Source organism: Paenibacillus aceti (assembly GCF_003614185.1).
GTDB classification, from domain to species: domain Bacteria; phylum Bacillota; class Bacilli; order Paenibacillales; family Paenibacillaceae; genus Fontibacillus; species Fontibacillus aceti.
Window position 1 is genome coordinate 3,995,891 of the sequence record NZ_KZ987724.1, and the last position, 17,640, is coordinate 4,013,530.

Annotated in this window: 13 protein-coding genes; 3 read left to right on the forward strand and 10 right to left on the reverse strand. The window is 52.1% G+C overall.

Going from position 1 to position 17,640, the window contains the following annotated elements:
- Positions 1-18 precede the first annotated feature (18 nt).
- Positions 19-969, reverse strand: coding sequence for a 1,4-dihydroxy-2-naphthoate polyprenyltransferase (locus tag BFJ94_RS17945; RefSeq protein WP_120463885.1), 951 nt, complete (start codon positions 967-969; stop codon positions 19-21).
- Positions 970-1,163: 194 nt separating this feature from the next.
- On the opposite strand from BFJ94_RS17945, the gene BFJ94_RS17950 reads away from it, so the two are divergent.
- The 3 genes from BFJ94_RS17950 to BFJ94_RS17960 are packed head-to-tail and all read left to right on the forward strand — an operon-like array spanning position 1,164 to position 6,306.
- The gene (locus BFJ94_RS17950) at positions 1,164-3,887 is read left to right on the forward strand and encodes a putative bifunctional diguanylate cyclase/phosphodiesterase (RefSeq protein ID WP_120463886.1); all 2,724 of its coding nucleotides are present in this window, start codon (positions 1,164-1,166) and stop codon (positions 3,885-3,887) included.
- A gap of 34 nt (positions 3,888-3,921) precedes the next feature.
- The gene (locus BFJ94_RS17955) at positions 3,922-4,938 is read left to right on the forward strand and encodes an LCP family protein (RefSeq protein WP_162944324.1); all 1,017 of its coding nucleotides are present in this window, start codon (positions 3,922-3,924) and stop codon (positions 4,936-4,938) included.
- 6 nt (positions 4,939-4,944) lie between these two features.
- Positions 4,945-6,306, forward strand: a complete 1,362-nt coding sequence (locus BFJ94_RS17960) for a glycosyl hydrolase family 28-related protein (protein WP_120463888.1) — start codon at positions 4,945-4,947, stop codon at positions 6,304-6,306.
- 618 nt (positions 6,307-6,924) lie between these two features.
- Here BFJ94_RS17960 and BFJ94_RS17965 read toward each other — a convergent pair.
- Genes BFJ94_RS17965 through BFJ94_RS18005 form a run of 9 tightly spaced genes read right to left on the reverse strand, consistent with a single transcriptional unit; the run spans position 6,925 to position 17,625 of the window.
- Entirely contained in the window at positions 6,925-8,343 is a 1,419-nt protein-coding gene (locus BFJ94_RS17965) for a sugar transferase (protein WP_120463889.1), read from the reverse strand.
- A 3-nt stretch (positions 8,344-8,346) separates the two neighbouring features.
- Positions 8,347-9,465 (reverse strand): glycosyltransferase, encoded by a 1,119-nt coding sequence (locus BFJ94_RS17970; RefSeq protein WP_120463890.1) that lies wholly within the window; start codon positions 9,463-9,465, stop codon positions 8,347-8,349.
- A complete protein-coding gene (locus BFJ94_RS17975) occupies positions 9,431-10,714 on the reverse strand; it encodes an O-antigen ligase family protein (RefSeq protein WP_120463891.1) in 1,284 nt (427 codons plus the stop codon). The genes BFJ94_RS17970 and BFJ94_RS17975 overlap by 35 nt, the downstream gene beginning before the upstream one ends.
- Entirely contained in the window at positions 10,711-11,796 is a 1,086-nt protein-coding gene (locus tag BFJ94_RS17980; RefSeq protein ID WP_120463892.1) for a glycosyltransferase, read from the reverse strand. Before BFJ94_RS17980 ends, BFJ94_RS17975 begins: the two co-directional genes overlap by 4 nt.
- Before the next feature lie 21 nt (positions 11,797-11,817).
- Entirely contained in the window at positions 11,818-13,194 is a 1,377-nt protein-coding gene (locus BFJ94_RS17985) for a polysaccharide deacetylase family protein (RefSeq protein WP_120463893.1), read from the reverse strand.
- Positions 13,195-13,197: 3 nt separating this feature from the next.
- Positions 13,198-14,511, reverse strand: coding sequence for a lipopolysaccharide biosynthesis protein (locus BFJ94_RS17990; RefSeq protein ID WP_120463894.1), 1,314 nt, complete (start codon positions 14,509-14,511; stop codon positions 13,198-13,200).
- 9 nt (positions 14,512-14,520) lie between these two features.
- Positions 14,521-15,648 carry a DegT/DnrJ/EryC1/StrS family aminotransferase gene (locus tag BFJ94_RS17995; protein WP_120465296.1) on the reverse strand — a complete coding sequence of 376 codons (1,128 nt, stop codon included), beginning with the start codon at positions 15,646-15,648 and terminating at the stop codon, positions 14,521-14,523.
- 6 nt (positions 15,649-15,654) lie between these two features.
- A complete protein-coding gene (locus BFJ94_RS18000) occupies positions 15,655-16,239 on the reverse strand; it encodes an acyltransferase (RefSeq protein ID WP_120463895.1) in 585 nt (194 codons plus the stop codon).
- A gap of 48 nt (positions 16,240-16,287) precedes the next feature.
- Positions 16,288-17,625, reverse strand: coding sequence for a nucleotide sugar dehydrogenase (locus tag BFJ94_RS18005; RefSeq protein WP_120463896.1), 1,338 nt, complete (start codon positions 17,623-17,625; stop codon positions 16,288-16,290).
- Positions 17,626-17,640: the final 15 nt, after the last annotated feature.

The following is a 17,640-nucleotide window of genomic DNA, read 5'->3' on the forward strand; positions in this document are numbered from 1 at the left end:
ACCCCACTAGGGGCAGTGTTAAATTTGGGTCATAAAGATAGCCACGGTTAGAACCGCAATCCTCGCTGCATTCATCATGATGAAATTTTTGACCGCCAATCCGAAGGTGTGCTGCTTCGTCTGCTGCTGTGTGAACCGCTGGATATTCTTATTAATCGGCACTAGCGTAACCAGAACCAGCAGGCAGAGCAGCGGGTTCACCCCCACGAAGAACAGCACGAGCAGATCCACAAAAGCCGCATAATACATCAGCTTGAATAGCACTAGTGCATTCGCCTTCCCGATATAAACCGGCAGCGTGTAGCGTTTGTTCTCAATGTCTTCCTCAATATCGCAAATATTGTTGGCCAGCATAATGTTCGCGATGCCGAGGATCGCCGGAATCGATACCAGAAAGATGAGTATGACTTCAAGCAGATGCACCTGAAGCACAGCGATCCCCCCCTGCAGCGTCAGAGAGGCCAACCGATCCCCGGCCTGGATATACGCTGAGATGAACATGATCACAAAGCCCATGAACAAGCCCGAGAAAATCTCCCCAAGCGGCATTCTCGATATAGGAATCGGCCCGAAGGAATATAGAATTCCGACCGCGAACGAAAGTCCCCCGAGCAGCAAAATAAGCAGGTCTGTCCGCAGGAAAAGTACGATCCCCGCACCAACCGCAATCAGCAGCAAAATGCAGAGCAGCAAGAGAACCCGCGTCGGTTTCATTTTATAGCTCACAATCGGATTATGAACCTCGTAGCCGTAGCCGTGCTTTCGGGCTGCTTTTTTATAGTCATAGTAATTATTCAGCGCTGTCGTCGCCATGTCGAAGCTGAGCAAGGAGAACAACATGAGCAGGAAATGCTCTACATGGAACTCGTGGAATCGAAAGATAGCGTACACGGTACCGAACAGGAACGGGATCATGCTCGCCGTCTTCGTCTTGATTTCTACCAATTGCATAAATTTCTTAATCGCCATTAGATGTCATTCCTTTAAGAGGTTTTGAAAAATATAGGTCTCTCGACAGTTTTCCTGCCTATTCAATCGTTCATACAACAATTTTTCCGAGTAATTTGATGATGATGGAGGATATTTCTGTAAACGTGTAGAAATTAAGTTAGGTGTAAATCTCCTATTTTTCCACTAATTACTGTTCCATAGGGGGCAACTGAATGAAGCAAAGGAGATCAAAGAGCCTGCTTCTCGTCATCACTTACCTGGCTGGCCTCGGACTAGCCCTATATTGCGAGTCGCATGAGCTGCATCTAATTTTCAGCATTTCGTTGTCATTTACGAACGTCATTCTATTACTCATGCTCCGTTGCTTCGGGAATATGTATGGCCTTGCTGCCGCTGTGCTTGCATACGGAATGTCTATAACCATGTGGGATAAGCCCTATATCGTCATTCTATCCCTACTTGAGCTTGTAGCCATCAGCCTGTCCCTAACCTGGAGCAAGAGAGACCGGATGTTACGGACAGACGCCCTGTTCTGGCTGATCATCGGCATCCCTGCGATCTTCCTGACTTATTGGGGCCTATACCATAAGGTTGGCATCGAGCTGTGGCTGCTGATCACGATCTCTGTCACCAACGGGCTGTTCAATGTCATGTTCGCCGACATCATCTGGAAGTACCTGCCCAAGCGTTGGCTCCGGCCGGGAATTTCCTTTCGCAACGAGCCGCTGTTCTTTAGAAAAGTATTATTTCATATTATCATTGTATCGATTGCACTGCCATTCCTGATATTCATTCTGAATAATAGCTGGAGCAGCTATGCTTCAGTATCGCAATATTCCTACAAGCTTGCAACCAGCACAGCCAACTCGATAGTCAAGGAATTGACAGCATTGCGGCAGACGAAGGGCCAGCCGTTATCCTCAGCGGAGTATCAGAGCTATATTCAAGGACTGATGGATCAACCTGTCACAGGCAGCTATTATGAGATTGCGATCACTACCCAGAACGACTCCCTCATCGCCTCCACCCATGAAATGAATCTGTCCGGGAGCTCCCGGCCGTACGGCATCAACTCGCCTCATCGACTGGATCAACCTGATTTCTATCTCCATGTTCCGACCTACAAATCTCGAATCCTGCCGGTTCAAGGATGGTCCGAAGCCTCTTATGTATACAAAATGCCGCTGAATACACTGGACGCATTGCAGTTACTGATCTGCGTTCCGATGAAGCATGATCAGGAGCTGATCTACAAGCATTTCCTGAGCCAGTTCCTGATCCTGTTACTGTTCGTCATCTGCGGCTCGACGATCGGGCAGTGGCTGAATAACCGACTGCTGCGCGGATTGACCCAGCTCGCTACGCTGACCACGGATCTGCCCGATAAGCTGTACACCGTGCAGAAGATCAAATGGCCCGAGAGCTCGATATACGAAATTCGCTCGCTAATCCATAACTTCAAATACATGTCCGGCAACCTGATTCATATGTTCCAGGATTCCCTGAAGAACACGCAATTGCTGGAGGAGCAGACAGCCCAGTTGCTGCAATCGGAGAAGAAGCTGCATCATCTGGCCTATTATGATGAATTGACCGGGCTGCCGAATCGGCTGCATTTCCAGGAATATATCAAGACGCTCGGCCTGGATAAACCTCCTGATCCGCCGCTTGACGAATCCAGCGACTCCCCGGCCTTCGCCGTGATGTTCGCCGACCTGAACCGCTTCAAGCAGGTGAACGACACGCTCGGGCATGCCATCGGCAATGAGCTGCTGCATGATATAGCCCGGCGCTTCACCAGAATTGTATCGGAGCAATGCAAGGTATTCCGGCTTAGCGGGGATGAGTTCCTGTTCATTCTGCATTATGAGCATATTTCCGATGTGCAGCAAATCGCCCAGAAGATCTGCGATATCTGCGAAGAGCCGTTCGAGATTAACGGAAGAGCGCTCTATATGTCGGTCAGCGTCGGCATCAGCGTGTATCCCTTCGATGGAGACGATATCGATATCGTCATGCGCAACGCCGACATTGCGATGTATGTTGCCAAGGAGCAGGGCGATGGACTGTATCATTTCTACGACAGTCTGATTGAAAATCAGCGCGAAGAGAATATGCGGCTGGAGAACGAGCTGAAGAACGCCCTCCTGGAAGAGCAATTCAAGCTCTATTACCAGCCCAAGATCGATGCGATTACCGGTGAGATCATCGGAGCCGAGGCCTTGATCCGTTGGCTGCATCCCGAGCATGGCATGGTCTCACCAGCCAAATTCATCCCGCTTGCCGAGAATTCCGGAGTGATCCTCGACATTGATGAGTGGGTACTGGAGGAAGCCTGTCGTCAGAACAGAAGCTGGCAGCTTCAAGGGATGCCGCATTTTCCGGTCGCTGTCAATATATCGGCCCGTCATTTCTATCAGAGCAATCTCATCCCGACCATTACCCGCATTCTAGAGGAGACCGGACTGGAGCCACGCTATCTCCTGCTGGAAATTACGGAGGGAACACTGATCAAAAATGTGGAATACGGCGTACGGATGATGGAGGATCTGAGGGCGATGGGCATCCATATTTCCATGGATGACTTCGGAACCGGCTATTCTTCGCTTAGCCAGCTGGATCGTCTGCCGATCAGCGAAATGAAGCTCGACCGTTCCTTCATCCAGGGTATAACCCAGGACAGCCGGAAATCATCGATCGTACGCGCTGTAATTGAGCTTGGCCATCATATGGATCTGAGGATCGTAGCCGAAGGGATCGAGTCGCCTGAGGAACTGAAGTATCTGACTAAGCTGGAATGCGATCAGCTCCAGGGTTATCTGTTCAGCAAGCCGCTGCCGGAGCCGAAGTTCACCCGCTTCGTGCTGGAATGGGACAGTACCACTATAAATGCCGTCCAATCCTCCCAGATCAATACTTCAGAAAGCTCGGCTTAAAAAGAATCCATCGGTAAGGGAGGTCTGCTATAGCATGAAATTCGGCCATGTGAGGATCAAGCGGAGGTATGTATATCTGGGAGCAGCCCTGCTGCTCCTTCTCGGGGCGGGCCTCTATATATATTGGCGCTTCGAGCCCTCCGCCCATTTCAAGCGCACCGATATTCCCATACTGGCCACTCCTGAAGCAGATCTGCCTTCAACTGGCCCGCAATCCGGGGTAACAAAGCCTGGGTCCCCCCAGACTCCCGCTAAGGCCAATGATTCATCCCGCCAGCACAGCTTCAATATCTTGATCCTTGGGACGGATGCCCGCAGCCAGGAGCTATCCCGGACTGATGTCATCATGCTCGCTCACGTGAATCCTGACCGCCATACTGTCAATCTGATCTCCATCCCCCGCGACACCCGGGTTCATATCAACGGGGTAGGCTATACCAAGATCAATCATGCCCATGTTCTAGGGGAAATGAACGGCGGCGGCACCCATTCCGGCACTCAGGCTACGATTCAAGCTGTCAGCAATCTGTTCTCGAGTTCCATCAATTATTACATCAAGACCGATTTTGAGGGCTTCGAGCACTTCATCGATACGCTCGGCGGACTGGATGTCTATCTTGAGCAGCCGGTCAAGCTGACTTATGGACATAAGACCTTCCCTGCCGGAGATAATCATCTCAGCGGCGCCGAAGCCCTGGATTTGGTGCGCGAGCGCAAATCGCTGCCTGGAGGGGACACCAGCAGGCAAGCCAATCAGGCTATGGTGCTGAAGGAAATCGTCCGCACTGTCATCAAGCCTCAGAACCTCAAAAGCCTCCCTTCCCTGATCAGTCAGGTAAGAGAGGATATTCTCGACACGAATTTAAGCGACAACGACATGATCAGCCTGGCCTGGATGGTTCAGGAGGTGAAGGAGGACGGGTTCCAGTATGTGCAGTTGCCTGGCTACAACGGCAGAGCGATGGACCCTCTGGTCAAATCCGAGCTGTATTATTGGATGCCGGATATGGAAGAATGGGCTACATCTTCACAACATTTATTGGAGGATTAAAAGAAAATGAAACGATCTGTTCTTCGCAGTAAACTTTTTTCCATGCTACTCATCACGATCATCTGCTCTATCATTCCCGGCAGCGTACTCGCTGCCAAAGATGCCAAGAAGCCAGCCCCCTACAAAATTAATGTGAAGGATGTCGGGGCGATTGGAGACGGGGAGACGAACGATACTAAAGCCTTTATAACCGCTCTGAAGCTGGCAGCAGACAAGCCTGGAGGGGGGACTGTCATCGTTCCCAAGGGACTCTATTTGATAGATTTGGATGAGCCGCTCCGAGTCGGCAGCCATGTCCAGGTTATAGGTCAGGGAAGCCCGGAGCTGAAGTTCGTCAACCTCACCTCCTCTGCCTCCTTTGGCTATGAAGCTTTCTGGGTTGCGGGACAGAATATCGTCATCGATGGTATCCATATTAATGGCAATGAGAATCTGATTCGTGGAATCGGCGTACATACCGGTTCACGGAATGTAACGATAACCAATTCCTCGATCAAGTACATCACCCAGTCCGACAACCCGGCTGATCCGCAGTATCATGCTCTGATCTCCGGAATACTGATCTACGGCAACACGGAGAATATCACGATTAAGCAGACCCGAATCTCTAACATCTCCGCGATCCATAGCAATCCGATTGCCCGGGGTATTCTGGTGTGGAGCGAACCGGAGCAACCCTACGCCCGCAACGTGAAAATTCTCAACAATACCTTCTCCTACATTACCCCTCGTGAAGATGCAGATGCCATCTACTTCGATAAGCCGCCTGCAGGAACTGACAAGTCGAACTCACTTATCCAGGGCAATCGCATCCACCATGTGGCGAAGAGGGGAATCAAAATCGCCGCACCCGGCATTTTGGTCAAGAACAACCATATCACGAACACCTATAACGGAAATAATCCCTATCTTTTCCCGGTACAGGATCGGATTCCGCAGGATATGTTCTCAGCTATCTCTGTCTATGCCAGCCATGTAACGGTGATCAATAATCAGATCGATGGCGTCGGTAGTTATTACTCCGCGATCGAAGCCGATATGGGGAGTCTGGCGAATATCGTGATCGAGAATAACAAGATCTCCAATGGAACCGAAGCCAATCTGGCCGAGACGAACGGAATCCGCCTGGGCAGCATCCGCAACTTCAAGGTGAATAACAATACGATTTCCAATATGCGTTCCGGCATCTTCTCACCGATCAGCCAGGAGCAGGTCGGCAGTATCACAAATAACACCATCTCCAACGTCGAGCACGGAATTCTGTTCCTGGCCCCGACGATACCTTATACCGCATCGAAGGTGAAAGTGCAGAATAATAATATCGACGCGCATCAGGACCATATTCTCTCCTTGGATAACCTGGACTGATCCTGCGGCATTGGGACTTGGAACTTGGGAGTATGAGTTCATTGTAATTCCTGCAAATATGCAGGTATTTAGCAAATACCCCCGACTGAAAGAGTAAATTCCTGCGTAAATGCAGTTTTTTTCTCCAGACTAGCTCGATACCAGCCCAAGTAGGGGATAAGCCTGCACTTTTGCAGGAATTTACTCAAAACAGGGAGTTTCAGGTGTGAAAGCCTGCAGATTTGCAGGCTTTTGCAAAGCCCGGGTGAGTCTCCCGGCGCTGGCGCCGACGCTCTAACGAAACACCATATCGTTATTCCCCCGAAATCAGCACCAACTCAATTCTAACGAAACTGCGTATCGCTATTGGAGTGAAAAACCGCTGTTTGCCCCTTTTCTGCCACAATAGCGATGCCTAGTTTCGTTAGATTTTGAAGTCGCCCCTTTTGCCGCAAATAGCGTTACCTAGTTTCGTTATAATTCAGGGCAGCCTGTGTTGCGCGTTCCCAAAGCCATATACAGAGCAATAAAGCAACGAAATCTGTAATCATAACCACCCGGCTGGTTTTTTTGTTTCCCACGCTTCGCGTGCTCAACAGGCTAAAGCCTACAAAAAAAGCAGCAGCGCATCCCGCGCTGCTACTCACTCACCGCCGCTATTTCAAGCTCGGCGTCCTGCAGATACTGCTTCACATCGACGGGCGCCGCAGCTTCCGTTGTCTCCATACCCTTGGATTGATCACGCCTCAGCACAACCCCGATTGTCTGCACGATAATCTTCAGATCCATGATAGGTGAATAGTTCTTGATATACATCATGTCATATCGTAATTTATCCGAAGGGTTCGTCGTATAATTGGCCATCACCTGGGCCAGTCCGGTCAGCCCCGGCTTCACCATTAATCTGTACGTGTAATGAGGCATCTCCTGCTTGAACTGCTCTATGAAATAGGCCCGCTCCGGCCTCGGCCCGACCAGACTCATCTCGCCGCGCAGCACATTGATCAGCTGTGGAAGCTCATCCAGCCTCGTCGCCCGGATGAATTGCCCAAACCGGGTAATTCTCGCATCACTGGCCCCAGCTAACACAGGCCCCGTATGTTGCTCGGCATTATCCACCATGCTGCGGAACTTCAAAACCTTGAACTCTCGCCCATGCAGTCCTACCCGCTCCTGCGTGAACAGCGCCTTGCCCGGAGAGGTCATAGGGATGATCAGCCACATGAGCAGCATTAACGGCGAGGCCAGGATGAGCAGCAGCGAGGAGATGGCAATATCGATGCATCGCTTCACCGAGCGCTCCCAGAGCGTCAGCTCAGGAGGCATCAGCGAATAGACCATCATATCATCGATCTGCTGCATCTCGGCTTTCATTAAATAGAGCTCATAGAAATCGGGAATCAGCAGCACCTCGATATTCCGCTGTCCAGCAGCCTGAATCAGCTCTGTCTTGACCTGATCGGCAATATCCGGCCCGAACATCAGCACATCGATATCCTCCCATAAGGAAGGCATCTGCTCACGTTCCTCTCCGGTAACGATCAGTACCCGCTGAATGCAGAACCATATTTGTCCCTGGCTTAACACCTTGCGCAGCGTCGTGAGTGAGGATGCCTCAGTATTCATCACGAGCAGCACCCGCTTCTTGCCGAAGCCGCGAATTTGAATGGAGAATAACAGCAAGCGCAGACTGAAGGTCAGCAGCACCTGAGTAAGAAAAGCGATAATGACGACGGTACGAGGCAAGCTGAATGTGCCAAGCCAATAGTTCAGTACAATCAATTCTGCTACGAAGACCACATGCGCGCCGATCAAGTTGAATAGCCACTTCGTCGGCTTCTGCCGCCCGGCGAAATCATATAGATCGAAGAAATAGTATGTAACGGCCGTAAACAGGCCTAACCAAGGTGCATATTGAAAGAAGGATTGCCATTGCTCCTGAGGGACATTCCCCTGAAATTTCAGATTATACGCCAGCAGGTAGCTAACATAAATAAAAAGGCAATCCAGGATTAATACGATAACCTTCGAGCCGCTTAGACGGATTAACTTAATCACTGTTCATACCCCCGGCGATATTCCCTTTAGTTCGTATATTCGAGTCCACTGTGTCACAATAACCTCCATATCGAAGCGTTCACTCACATGCTTACGAGCCTGTTCACCCATAGCTGCAAGCTCTACAGTGGATAATGACATCATTTCCAGCATCCGGTCGCTTAACTGCTGGCTATCCTCTGGCGGAACCAGCAGACCTGATACGCCATCCAGCACAGCTTCCCGATTGCCTCCGACATCGGTCACGACCATCGGCAGGCCGCTGGCCGAAGCCTCCAGCAGCACCATCGGGAAGCCCTCCCATTGCGAGGACATCACATAGGCATCCGCGAAGCGCATCAGCGCCGGAATGTCCTTGCGCAGACCGAGAAGTTTCACTTGATCCTCTATTCCAAGCTCACGGCATTGCTTCTCCAACGCAGGCCGCTCCGGACCCGTACCTGCTACCAGCAGTACGCTACCAGGATATTGCTTCAACACCGCTGTGAACGCCGCGAACAGATTCGGATAGTCTTTCTCCGGCACAAGCCGGCCGACCGCCAGCCATACGAATGAATCAGCAGCTATCCCTAATTCATCGGCTAACCACTCCTTGTCGCGCCCCTGTCCGAAACTCCCCAGCGTAATCCCATTGGGCATAAATTTGATCTTATGTCTCGGAACCACTTTACGCTCAACGTATTGTCTGACCGCTTCCTCACTGACATTGGTCGTCAGCTCACAGAGCGGATCAGTCATACGATAGAGCCATTCTCGTAATTTACCCCCTTCATTTACATTGTGAGCGGTACAGATCAGTACCGGCATCTTCACGAACAGCCTCGTAATTCGGGCCAAAATATTGGCATGAACCAAGTGACTATGCACGACATCAGGCCCGAATTCCTTAATGATCTGCCGCAACCGAAGTATGCCCCGCGGATCGGGCACACCCTTCGCCATTCCAAGCGAACGAACCTCCACCCCCAATTCACCTAGCTCCTCCAGATAAGCCTCCGGCTCGACCATGCTGACAACCAGAGCCTGATGTCCCCTGGACCGGAAGCCTCTGCACAGCTGGACCACCTGATTCTCGGCTCCGGCGTAATTAAGCCCGGTGAGAATGAACAGAATTTTGAGCATGCTCCTCTCTGACCTCCTTATCTTGTTCCGGGGCGAGTGCGCATGCTAAGAAGGCAAGCAGCAGATACTCGAAGTTGAAGCCCATATCCCCGCTTAACAGCGCTGTTCCCAGCGTTTGAATGAGCAATACAGCTAGAGCGATCAAGAAGCGAGCCCTTATGAGAGAGAAAATATAGGCCAGGAACCACAGTCCGAAGCCGATAATCCCCAGCTCACTGGCAATCTCCAGCACGAGATTATGAGGAAAATCCCGGGCTAACGGCGGCGTCACGCTCCCCAAGCCTGCACCGAGGAAAGGATGGTCATTCCATCGTTCTAGCGACTTGGACTGCAAATCGAGTCGGCCGATATAATTGTCATCCCCCGTCAGCTGGCTGCGGTCAAAAAATATCGTAAACCGGCTGCTGCTAATCCATGCCCCCAGCTCTGCCGAATATTGGGCGGCCACAATCCCACCGATACCTATCGCGATAAAAAAGCCAATCACATATCTCTGCAAATGCAAGTGTTTAATCTCACCGCGTCTATATTTCCTGAACAGGACGAAGGCGAGCGCGAGGCCGTTGGCGAGCACGAAGGCAGCGACCGGACCGCGGGATTGCGTAGCGAATGCAGATGCGGTGGCAGCGGCTATCGTAATGATCCTAAGCGGCCAAGGAATCCTGCTGCCCCAAAGGCAGACGGTGATCGTAATCAGCGACAGTCGCGCATTGAAGATCGGGTTGCTGTTTGGCAGCGACAATCTGCCCGGATACAGCTCCGAATATTCACCGAATAGGAGATGCGCCAGCGCAAAGGCCAAGCCGAACAGCGCCAACACCGTCCAGGAGAACCTGCGGTATTTTTTGTAGACAATATAGGCATATAGACCGGGAATCACGGCGCGGATAGCCAATATGACAAGCTTGTTCAGCCCCGCCGATCCTGGCTCCGTCCACATCATGCTGGTTAGACCATAGAGGAACCATAGCCCCCATAGCCACACGCCCTGATCCTTAAGCAGCACCTGCGCCTCTCTTCCTTTGCTGAACCAGGCGATCACCGCTGGCACGAAGGGAACAGCGAGCAGCAGGAATAGAGCATTACCGGGCACCGCTAATTTATAGAAGTATCCGAACATGTCAAAATAAAGGCCGAACCCGATAATATAAGCGGCGTCAAACTTCACGTTGGAGCTCAGCATGTATTGAAGCAGGAACAAGCCTGCAACTGCGAACAGTATCAATAGCAGCACCAAATGCAGACTCATCTCCGGCCGCCTTCCCGAACCATCCGCTCCATGTAGCGCACCCGCTCGGCCTCTTTAACCGCAGTATCCAGATGACTGATCTGGGCCCGTTCTACCCGGGAGCCGCGCCAGGCTGCAACGAAAGCCTCGATTTCCTCCCTGACAGCTGCGATGCTATCCGGCTCGTTCCGCAGTTGAAGGATGAAGGGAACCGGCTCGGGGAAATCGGTATCCTTGTAGCCGATCACCACAGGCAGACCATAAGCCAGATACTCCCTTACCTTAAGCGGAGAAGCTTCCCCCATCTGCTTCCGGTATAAGGCCAGTGTCCCGATGGCGACATCCGCCTGGCGCATCAATGGCTCATATTCACTGCGCATCAGATTCCCATGAAAGACCATATTGTCAGGAGCTGGACCGTCCAGATGGGAGGCGTAAATGCCGACAAGATCGAAATGCCAATCGGGCCGGGCCGCAGCCAGCTTGGCGATCTCATCAACCCCATGCCAGGACTGACCATGCGTACCTATGAAAATAACCCGGATCCCCTCTCTCTTCTCGACCGGAGACGGCTCAACACCGGACAGATCCACCCCGTTCCCGATGATGATCTTATCGCGGACATACTTGCTGAAATGGGCTTCATCCGCCATCTCGGCGCTCACGAACACGAAGCCGGAAGCCGCCTTAAGCACGGCAGACCGGGTCAAACGGTGATACCCGTATCGGAATTTGCCACCAGCCCGCATCTCTGGCAGATCATTCGTATTCACTTCAAGCACCGAAGGAATTTGCCTCAGCAAGGCGGGCAGGCCAGGGTAATACAAATCATACCGATGGTACAGCACATCCGGCTCCCATCGTCTTACCTCGGCCAGCAGTCGGCGAAAGTCTGTAAATCGCCGCAGGCCTCCCCGATAGGACTGCACCTGCAAGGGGATACTCTTAAACTCCCTGTTCCAATCCGGCTCCCAATGGTGTGTATACAAGAACAGGCTCACCTCATGACCAAGCTCGGACCATGCGGTGACCTGGCTGAGCACCTTCTTGAACACACCGCTGCTCGGCCCTTCATTCCAATGAATCAGATAGGCGATCTTCATCTTGTTTCCTTCCTAGTCCCGTTATTTCAGCTCTTCAATACAACGTTGGTATACCTTGCGGTCTAACGTGCGCACCAAGCGACTATTATGCCATAGCAGCGTGAAATCTCCTGCATATTTAACGCATTCCCGATAGTAACGGCCTATCGTAGCGAAGGCCTCTTCCTCGGTTATATGCGGAGTCTCAAGCACCGTCAGCTCCATCACAATCAGCGGACGCTCGCGGAGCTTAAGCGATTGCCCGGTACGCAGATTAAATACCGGGTATTCATAGCAGGTGCCGCAGCGAAAGCCCGGTCGGTCCGCGCATCCCAAGGTGCTATCATACTGCAGACCGGCATCCTCCCAGCCCTGCCATGTATCCGGAGCCTGCCATCTCAGGAAATGCTGGCGTCCTCCCCACTGCTCCTGATGAATTCCGGCCAGTTCAGCCTGCTGTCGCAGCAGATGGAACTCCCGTCTGATCTGCTGGGGAGACAGATACGTACGATAGCTGGGATGCAGGCCGATCTCATGACCGCGTTCATGAATCTGGATCATCAGGTCATGAATCTCGAGATCATCCATCGCATAGTTCCCGTCGACTCCGGGCTCCGTCTGCTCCGTAATAAAGTAGAAGCTGCTGCGCAGTCCCGCTTGTTCACTAAGCCCCATGATCCAGTCGAATGTGTTGAACGGGTCTCGCTCCAGCGTCGCCACCCTTGAGCCGATCATTCTCGCTTTGCGTACCGCAGCTTCTAACTGTCGCCGTTTGAGCACATCGCCAAGGCTCTCCTTGGCGATGCTGAGATTGCTGCGCCGCATGGCGAAGAACGGGTAATCGACATCATGGCTGATCAGCTTGCGGCTCGCGCGCGGCTTCCTGTCCAGCTCCGGCCACAGCGACTCCAGCATCCTCCACAGCAATTCGGTGTATCGGTTCACGATCGGTTCATCGAGGAAGCCCTCCTGATAGGCCAGAGATTGCACGGAGGGGAAGCGATCATGATGGTCACGCTCCTGACTGACCACTTCCTCGTATCGGGTCAGCATGAAGAAGCAACTGCCGAACAAATCCAGGCTGCAATGGATGATCGGCTGCTCCAGCCGCAGCTGCTCCAGCGGAGGCTCACCATGCCCATAAATGACAGGCAGGCGGGTCTCCATGCCCTCCACTTCCAGCCTGGATAACGGCCTTGCCGGAAGGGAGGCAGGCTTAAGCCATTCTGCTTCACTCTTGGACAGCAGCACATCAGCCAGCACAAGCCGATGCTCGCTTCCCCCGGACAAGGTGATCTCTATATCATTGCGATCCTTGAATTCAATCAAATAGTGGATGCCCAGAAATTCTTCGAGCAGCACTCTGCAAATGTACTCCCGTTCTGCAGGTCTGGTTAATGGGCAACTGATCCTAAGCATCTCTTAACCTCCCTGTTCCACTTCCTGTTCAGCGGCGTAATAACGGTATTTCTGCACGGCGGCCCAGGACAGCCCTAGATGGATTAAATAGCCGATAGTAGAGGCGAGGCCGTACACCAATATGCTGGTGCTCGCACTCTGCCCCGTATAATAGGATAAGAGCAAAGCCCCCAGCACGATCAAGACCCGGGCAATCTCCCGGTATAGATGTAGATCCTGCCTCTCCATCACATCGATGGTCGAGCCTACGGAATTCGCCACGAACTGACTCAGATACATAATGCCAAGCAGCCGGACATAATTCCCTGCGTTGGCCCATTCCGCACCGAATAGCGTAGAGAACATCGAAGGGAGCAGAATGACCATGACGAATATAATCGCTAGACCAACCAGAAAAATATTCCGCACCGTTTTGATAAACAACGGATACAGCTTATGTCTGGCATGCAACATGTACTCGGACGATTCCGACAGATACACCTTCGTCACCGATGTGGTAATCAAGGTCATCGGCGAACCGAGGATACGCTGACTGAGAGCGAACCATCCGGCGACCTGCGGACCATAGAAGACGGCTAGCAGAATCGTCGGCAGATAGATGCCGAGACTATTCAGCATATTAGATGCCAGGGACAATTGAGGGAACCGCCGATAGCGGTAGGCGCTCTCCCTGAGATCTTCCCAGCTAACGTGAATCTCCTGATGTTTAACATCCCGGCGCCATAATCTCCACTGCGGGATCAGTCCGCCCAATCGACCCAGCACATCGCCGATAATGAGACCCGAGGGCCCCGGCAGCAGACGGGCCAACGCCAGCTGTGAAGAGACCAGGGTAATACTCTGCGTATATTTGGTGCGCGAAAGTTGTCTGAAATATTTTTTGCGGACGGACCAGCCATTGAGAATTTGATAGAAACCGGCACAGAGCAGGCTGATGATAAAATAAATAAAATACCCTCCGATATCCGCTTCCTTGGTCCATACAGACAATGGGTGAGCGAGGAAGTACACGCCCACTCCGCCCACGACGCTTACCGCGACACAAATCCGCAGGGATAGGCTTAACAGACTGCTGGCCATATGATCCTCTTCTGGCAGGGTGATTGCATTCTCATAGGAGAAGGACACGAGCATAAGCATGATGGAAATGATTGAAGTATACATAGAATACACGCCGTACTCGGAAGGACTGTAGAGGTGGGTGATGAACGGCAATGCGATTAGAATAATAATTTGACTGATTATGGTCCCGCTGGCCAAGACAACAACATTACGAAAAAATCCATCCAGAGATATGCGTCTGATATATTTCCACATAGATTTGATTTATGACAGCGACGCCCTGATTTTGTCAGCGATATATCGTTGGGTGGAGACCTCGATCTGCGGCCAAATCGGCAGAGACAATACCTCAGATGACAGGGACTCAGCGACCGGCATACTTAGATTCATCGACTGATAGACAGGCAATTGATGAACCGGAAGCGGATAATAGATCATCGTGCTGATCCCCTCCGCCAGTAGCTTAGCCTGTAATTCATCCCGCCTGGCGTGCAGAACGCGAATCGTATATTGATGGTAGACATGCTTCGAGTAGTCTTCTTCTACCGGCAGGACGATGCCTTCGATTCCCTCCAGCAGCTGTCGATAACGCTCCGATGCCTGATGACGGCCCTCGTTCCAAATATCGATATACGGGAGCTTCACGCGCAGGATCGCCGCCTGAATCTCATCGAGTCGGGAGTTGAAGCCGATCAGCTCGTTATAATACTTCTTCTTCGAACCATGGGTACGCAGCATCGCTGCAAGCTCCGCTAAACCGGGATCATTCGTCGCGACCAGTCCGCCATCACCATAGGTGCCAAGATTTTTGGACGGAAAAAAAGAGAAGCAGCCCATATCGCCAATCGTTCCGACCTTGCTCCCCTTATATTCGCCGCCAAACGCCTGCGCGACATCTTCTACTACGATCAAATCCCGCTGCTTCGCAAGCTCCATGACAGGGTCCATGTCGATCGACTGGCCGAATAAATGAACCGGAATAATCGCCTTTGTCCGCTCCGTTATGGCTGATTCAAGCAGGGATATGTCCATATTGTACGTACCCGGGTCCACATCGACGAACACAGGCACAGCGCCCACCCGGCTGATCGCCTCAGCCGTAGCGAAGAAGGTGAACGGCGTCGTAATGACCTCATCTCCCTCGCCGATCCCGCAGGCCAGCAGGGCGATCACCAATGCATCAGTGCCGGAATTCAAGGCGATGGCATAATCCACCCCTAGGTATTCCGCGGCTTCGCGTTCGAAGTCTTTGACATTCTGGCCCATAATAAAGGCGCCGCGATCCAGCACCGCTTCAATCGCACTCATAAGCTGCGGCTTCAAGGTTTGAATCTCATGGCTCATGTCCAGTACAGGGATTCTTCTAGGAACAGCTATCTCTCTAGGGTCCATTCTCATCTACACTTCCTTCGCTATTCTTACTGTCTCTTCTATCATTTCATATTTTCGTCCGCATTCCGGACAAGCGGCCACCTGATCACGAAAAGCAAGGGACAGCCCGCACTGGCATACCCATCCGATCTGCCGGGCCGGGACCCCTGCGACCAGGGAATAGGGAAGCACATCCTTGTTCACAACCGCACCGGCTGCAATAAGCGCCCATTCGCCAATCGTCACGCCGCAGACCACGGTGGCATTGGCACCGATGGATGCGCCGTATTTAACAACCGTCTTCTGATAATCATTGCTCGTATTCCGGGGAAAAGCGGAACGCGGTGTGCGCACATTCGTGAATACCATGCTCGGACCGCAGAATACGTAATCCTCCAGCACAACCCCTTCGTATACAGAGACATTGTTCTGAATCTTCACGCCGTTGCCTATGGTCACCTGAGAGGCGACATAGACGTTCTGCCCCAGGCTGCAGGCAGATCCAATGCTGGTTCTGGATGAAATATGTGAGAAATGCCAAATCTTCGTATCTTGCCCGATCCTTGCTCCCTCGTCAACAATCGCCGTTGGATGCACCCAGTATTCGCTCATCGCCTTGTCTCCTGGTTCTATTTTTATAGGGGAATGTAACTCTCTTACTTAAAGTAGATGGTAGTTTTCGGGTTTAGAATGATGGATCATCACATTGCGCGTATCGAACAGACTATGGCAGGTACGGCCGATCAACTCGTAGTCAAAGCGAGTATGATCCGTTGCGATCACGGCGATATCCGCCTCCTGCAGGCGGGATTCTGTCAGCTCGACCGTCTCATAGTTGCGACCGCGATACTTGAAGGAGGTAATGTGAGGATCACTGGCCCACACGGTTGCCCCCCGCTCTTCCAGCAGTTCGATCATCTTCAGCACCGGGGATTCCCGGTAATCGTCGATATCCTTCTTGTAGGCGACACCGAGAATATACACGGTAGACCCGTTAATCGGCTTCTTGTTCAGATTCAGGATCTCTGCGATCTTCTGAACGACAAACTCCGGCATCGCATTGTTAATCTCACCGGCAAGCTCGATCAGGCGGGTATGATAATTGTATTCTCGAGCCTTCCAGGTCAGATAGAAGGGATCGATTGGAATGCAGTGCCCGCCCAGGCCCGGCCCGGGATAGAAGGCCATGAATCCGTAGGGCTTGGTCTTGGCCGCATTGATCACTTCCCATACATTGATGCCCATCCGACTGCATAATACCGCCATCTCATTGGCGAGTGCGATATTGATATGGCGGAAGGTATTTTCATATATTTTCTCCATTTCGGCGACAGCTGGGCTGGACACGGTATGCACCTCACCATCCAGTACATGACGGTACAATTCCATCGCCACCTGCGAGCAGGCTTCCGTTACTCCCCCGACGACCTTGGGGGTATTCTTCGTATTGAAGGATTGATTACCGGGGTCGATGCGTTCAGGGGAGTAGGCCAGGAAGAAGTCCTCGCCGCAGACCAGTCCTGTCGATTCCAGGATCGGCCGGACCAGCTCCTCGGTCGTCCCCGGATATGTCGTACTCTCCAGCACGACAAGCATACCGGGATGCAGATATTTGGCGATCTCGCGCGTAGAATTCTCAACATAGCTCGTATCTGGCTGCTGGTATATATCCAGCGGGGTAGGCACGCATATAGCAACGGTATCCACCTCGGATATAAAAGAATAATCATCCGTCGCCCGCAGTTGGCCCTTATCGACCATCGTCCTTAAATCCTCATCGATCACATCGCCGATATAATTGAATCCACTGTTGACCATGGCCACCTTCTGCTCCTGAACATCGAAGCCGATTACGCGATATCCGGCCTTGGCTTTCTCTACGGCGAGCGGCAGTCCCACATAGCCCAGGCCAATCACACCGATCACCGCCGTCTGATTTCCCAGCTTCTTCAGTAATTCTGCGCTGTGCTCCCGAGTCTTGATCGCTCTTTCGTTCATACAGCTCCTCCCATC

Coding starts and splice junctions, on each gene's coding strand:
- BFJ94_RS17945 (WP_120463885.1), bottom strand. CDS start 969: ATGGCGATTAAGAAATTTATGCAATTGGTAGAAATCAAGACGAAGACG.
- BFJ94_RS17950 (WP_120463886.1), top strand. CDS start 1,164: ATGAAGCAAAGGAGATCAAAGAGCCTGCTTCTCGTCATCACTTACCTG.
- BFJ94_RS17955 (WP_162944324.1), top strand. CDS start 3,922: ATGAAATTCGGCCATGTGAGGATCAAGCGGAGGTATGTATATCTGGGA.
- BFJ94_RS17960 (WP_120463888.1), top strand. CDS start 4,945: ATGAAACGATCTGTTCTTCGCAGTAAACTTTTTTCCATGCTACTCATC.
- BFJ94_RS17970 (WP_120463890.1), bottom strand. CDS start 9,465: ATGCTCAAAATTCTGTTCATTCTCACCGGGCTTAATTACGCCGGAGCC.
- BFJ94_RS17975 (WP_120463891.1), bottom strand. CDS start 10,714: ATGAGTCTGCATTTGGTGCTGCTATTGATACTGTTCGCAGTTGCAGGC.
- BFJ94_RS17980 (WP_120463892.1), bottom strand. CDS start 11,796: ATGAAGATCGCCTATCTGATTCATTGGAATGAAGGGCCGAGCAGCGGT.
- BFJ94_RS17985 (WP_120463893.1), bottom strand. CDS start 13,194: ATGCTTAGGATCAGTTGCCCATTAACCAGACCTGCAGAACGGGAGTAC.
- BFJ94_RS17990 (WP_120463894.1), bottom strand. CDS start 14,511: ATGTGGAAATATATCAGACGCATATCTCTGGATGGATTTTTTCGTAAT.
- BFJ94_RS17995 (WP_120465296.1), bottom strand. CDS start 15,648: ATGGACCCTAGAGAGATAGCTGTTCCTAGAAGAATCCCTGTACTGGAC.
- BFJ94_RS18000 (WP_120463895.1), bottom strand. CDS start 16,239: ATGAGCGAATACTGGGTGCATCCAACGGCGATTGTTGACGAGGGAGCA.
- BFJ94_RS18005 (WP_120463896.1), bottom strand. CDS start 17,625: ATGAACGAAAGAGCGATCAAGACTCGGGAGCACAGCGCAGAATTACTG.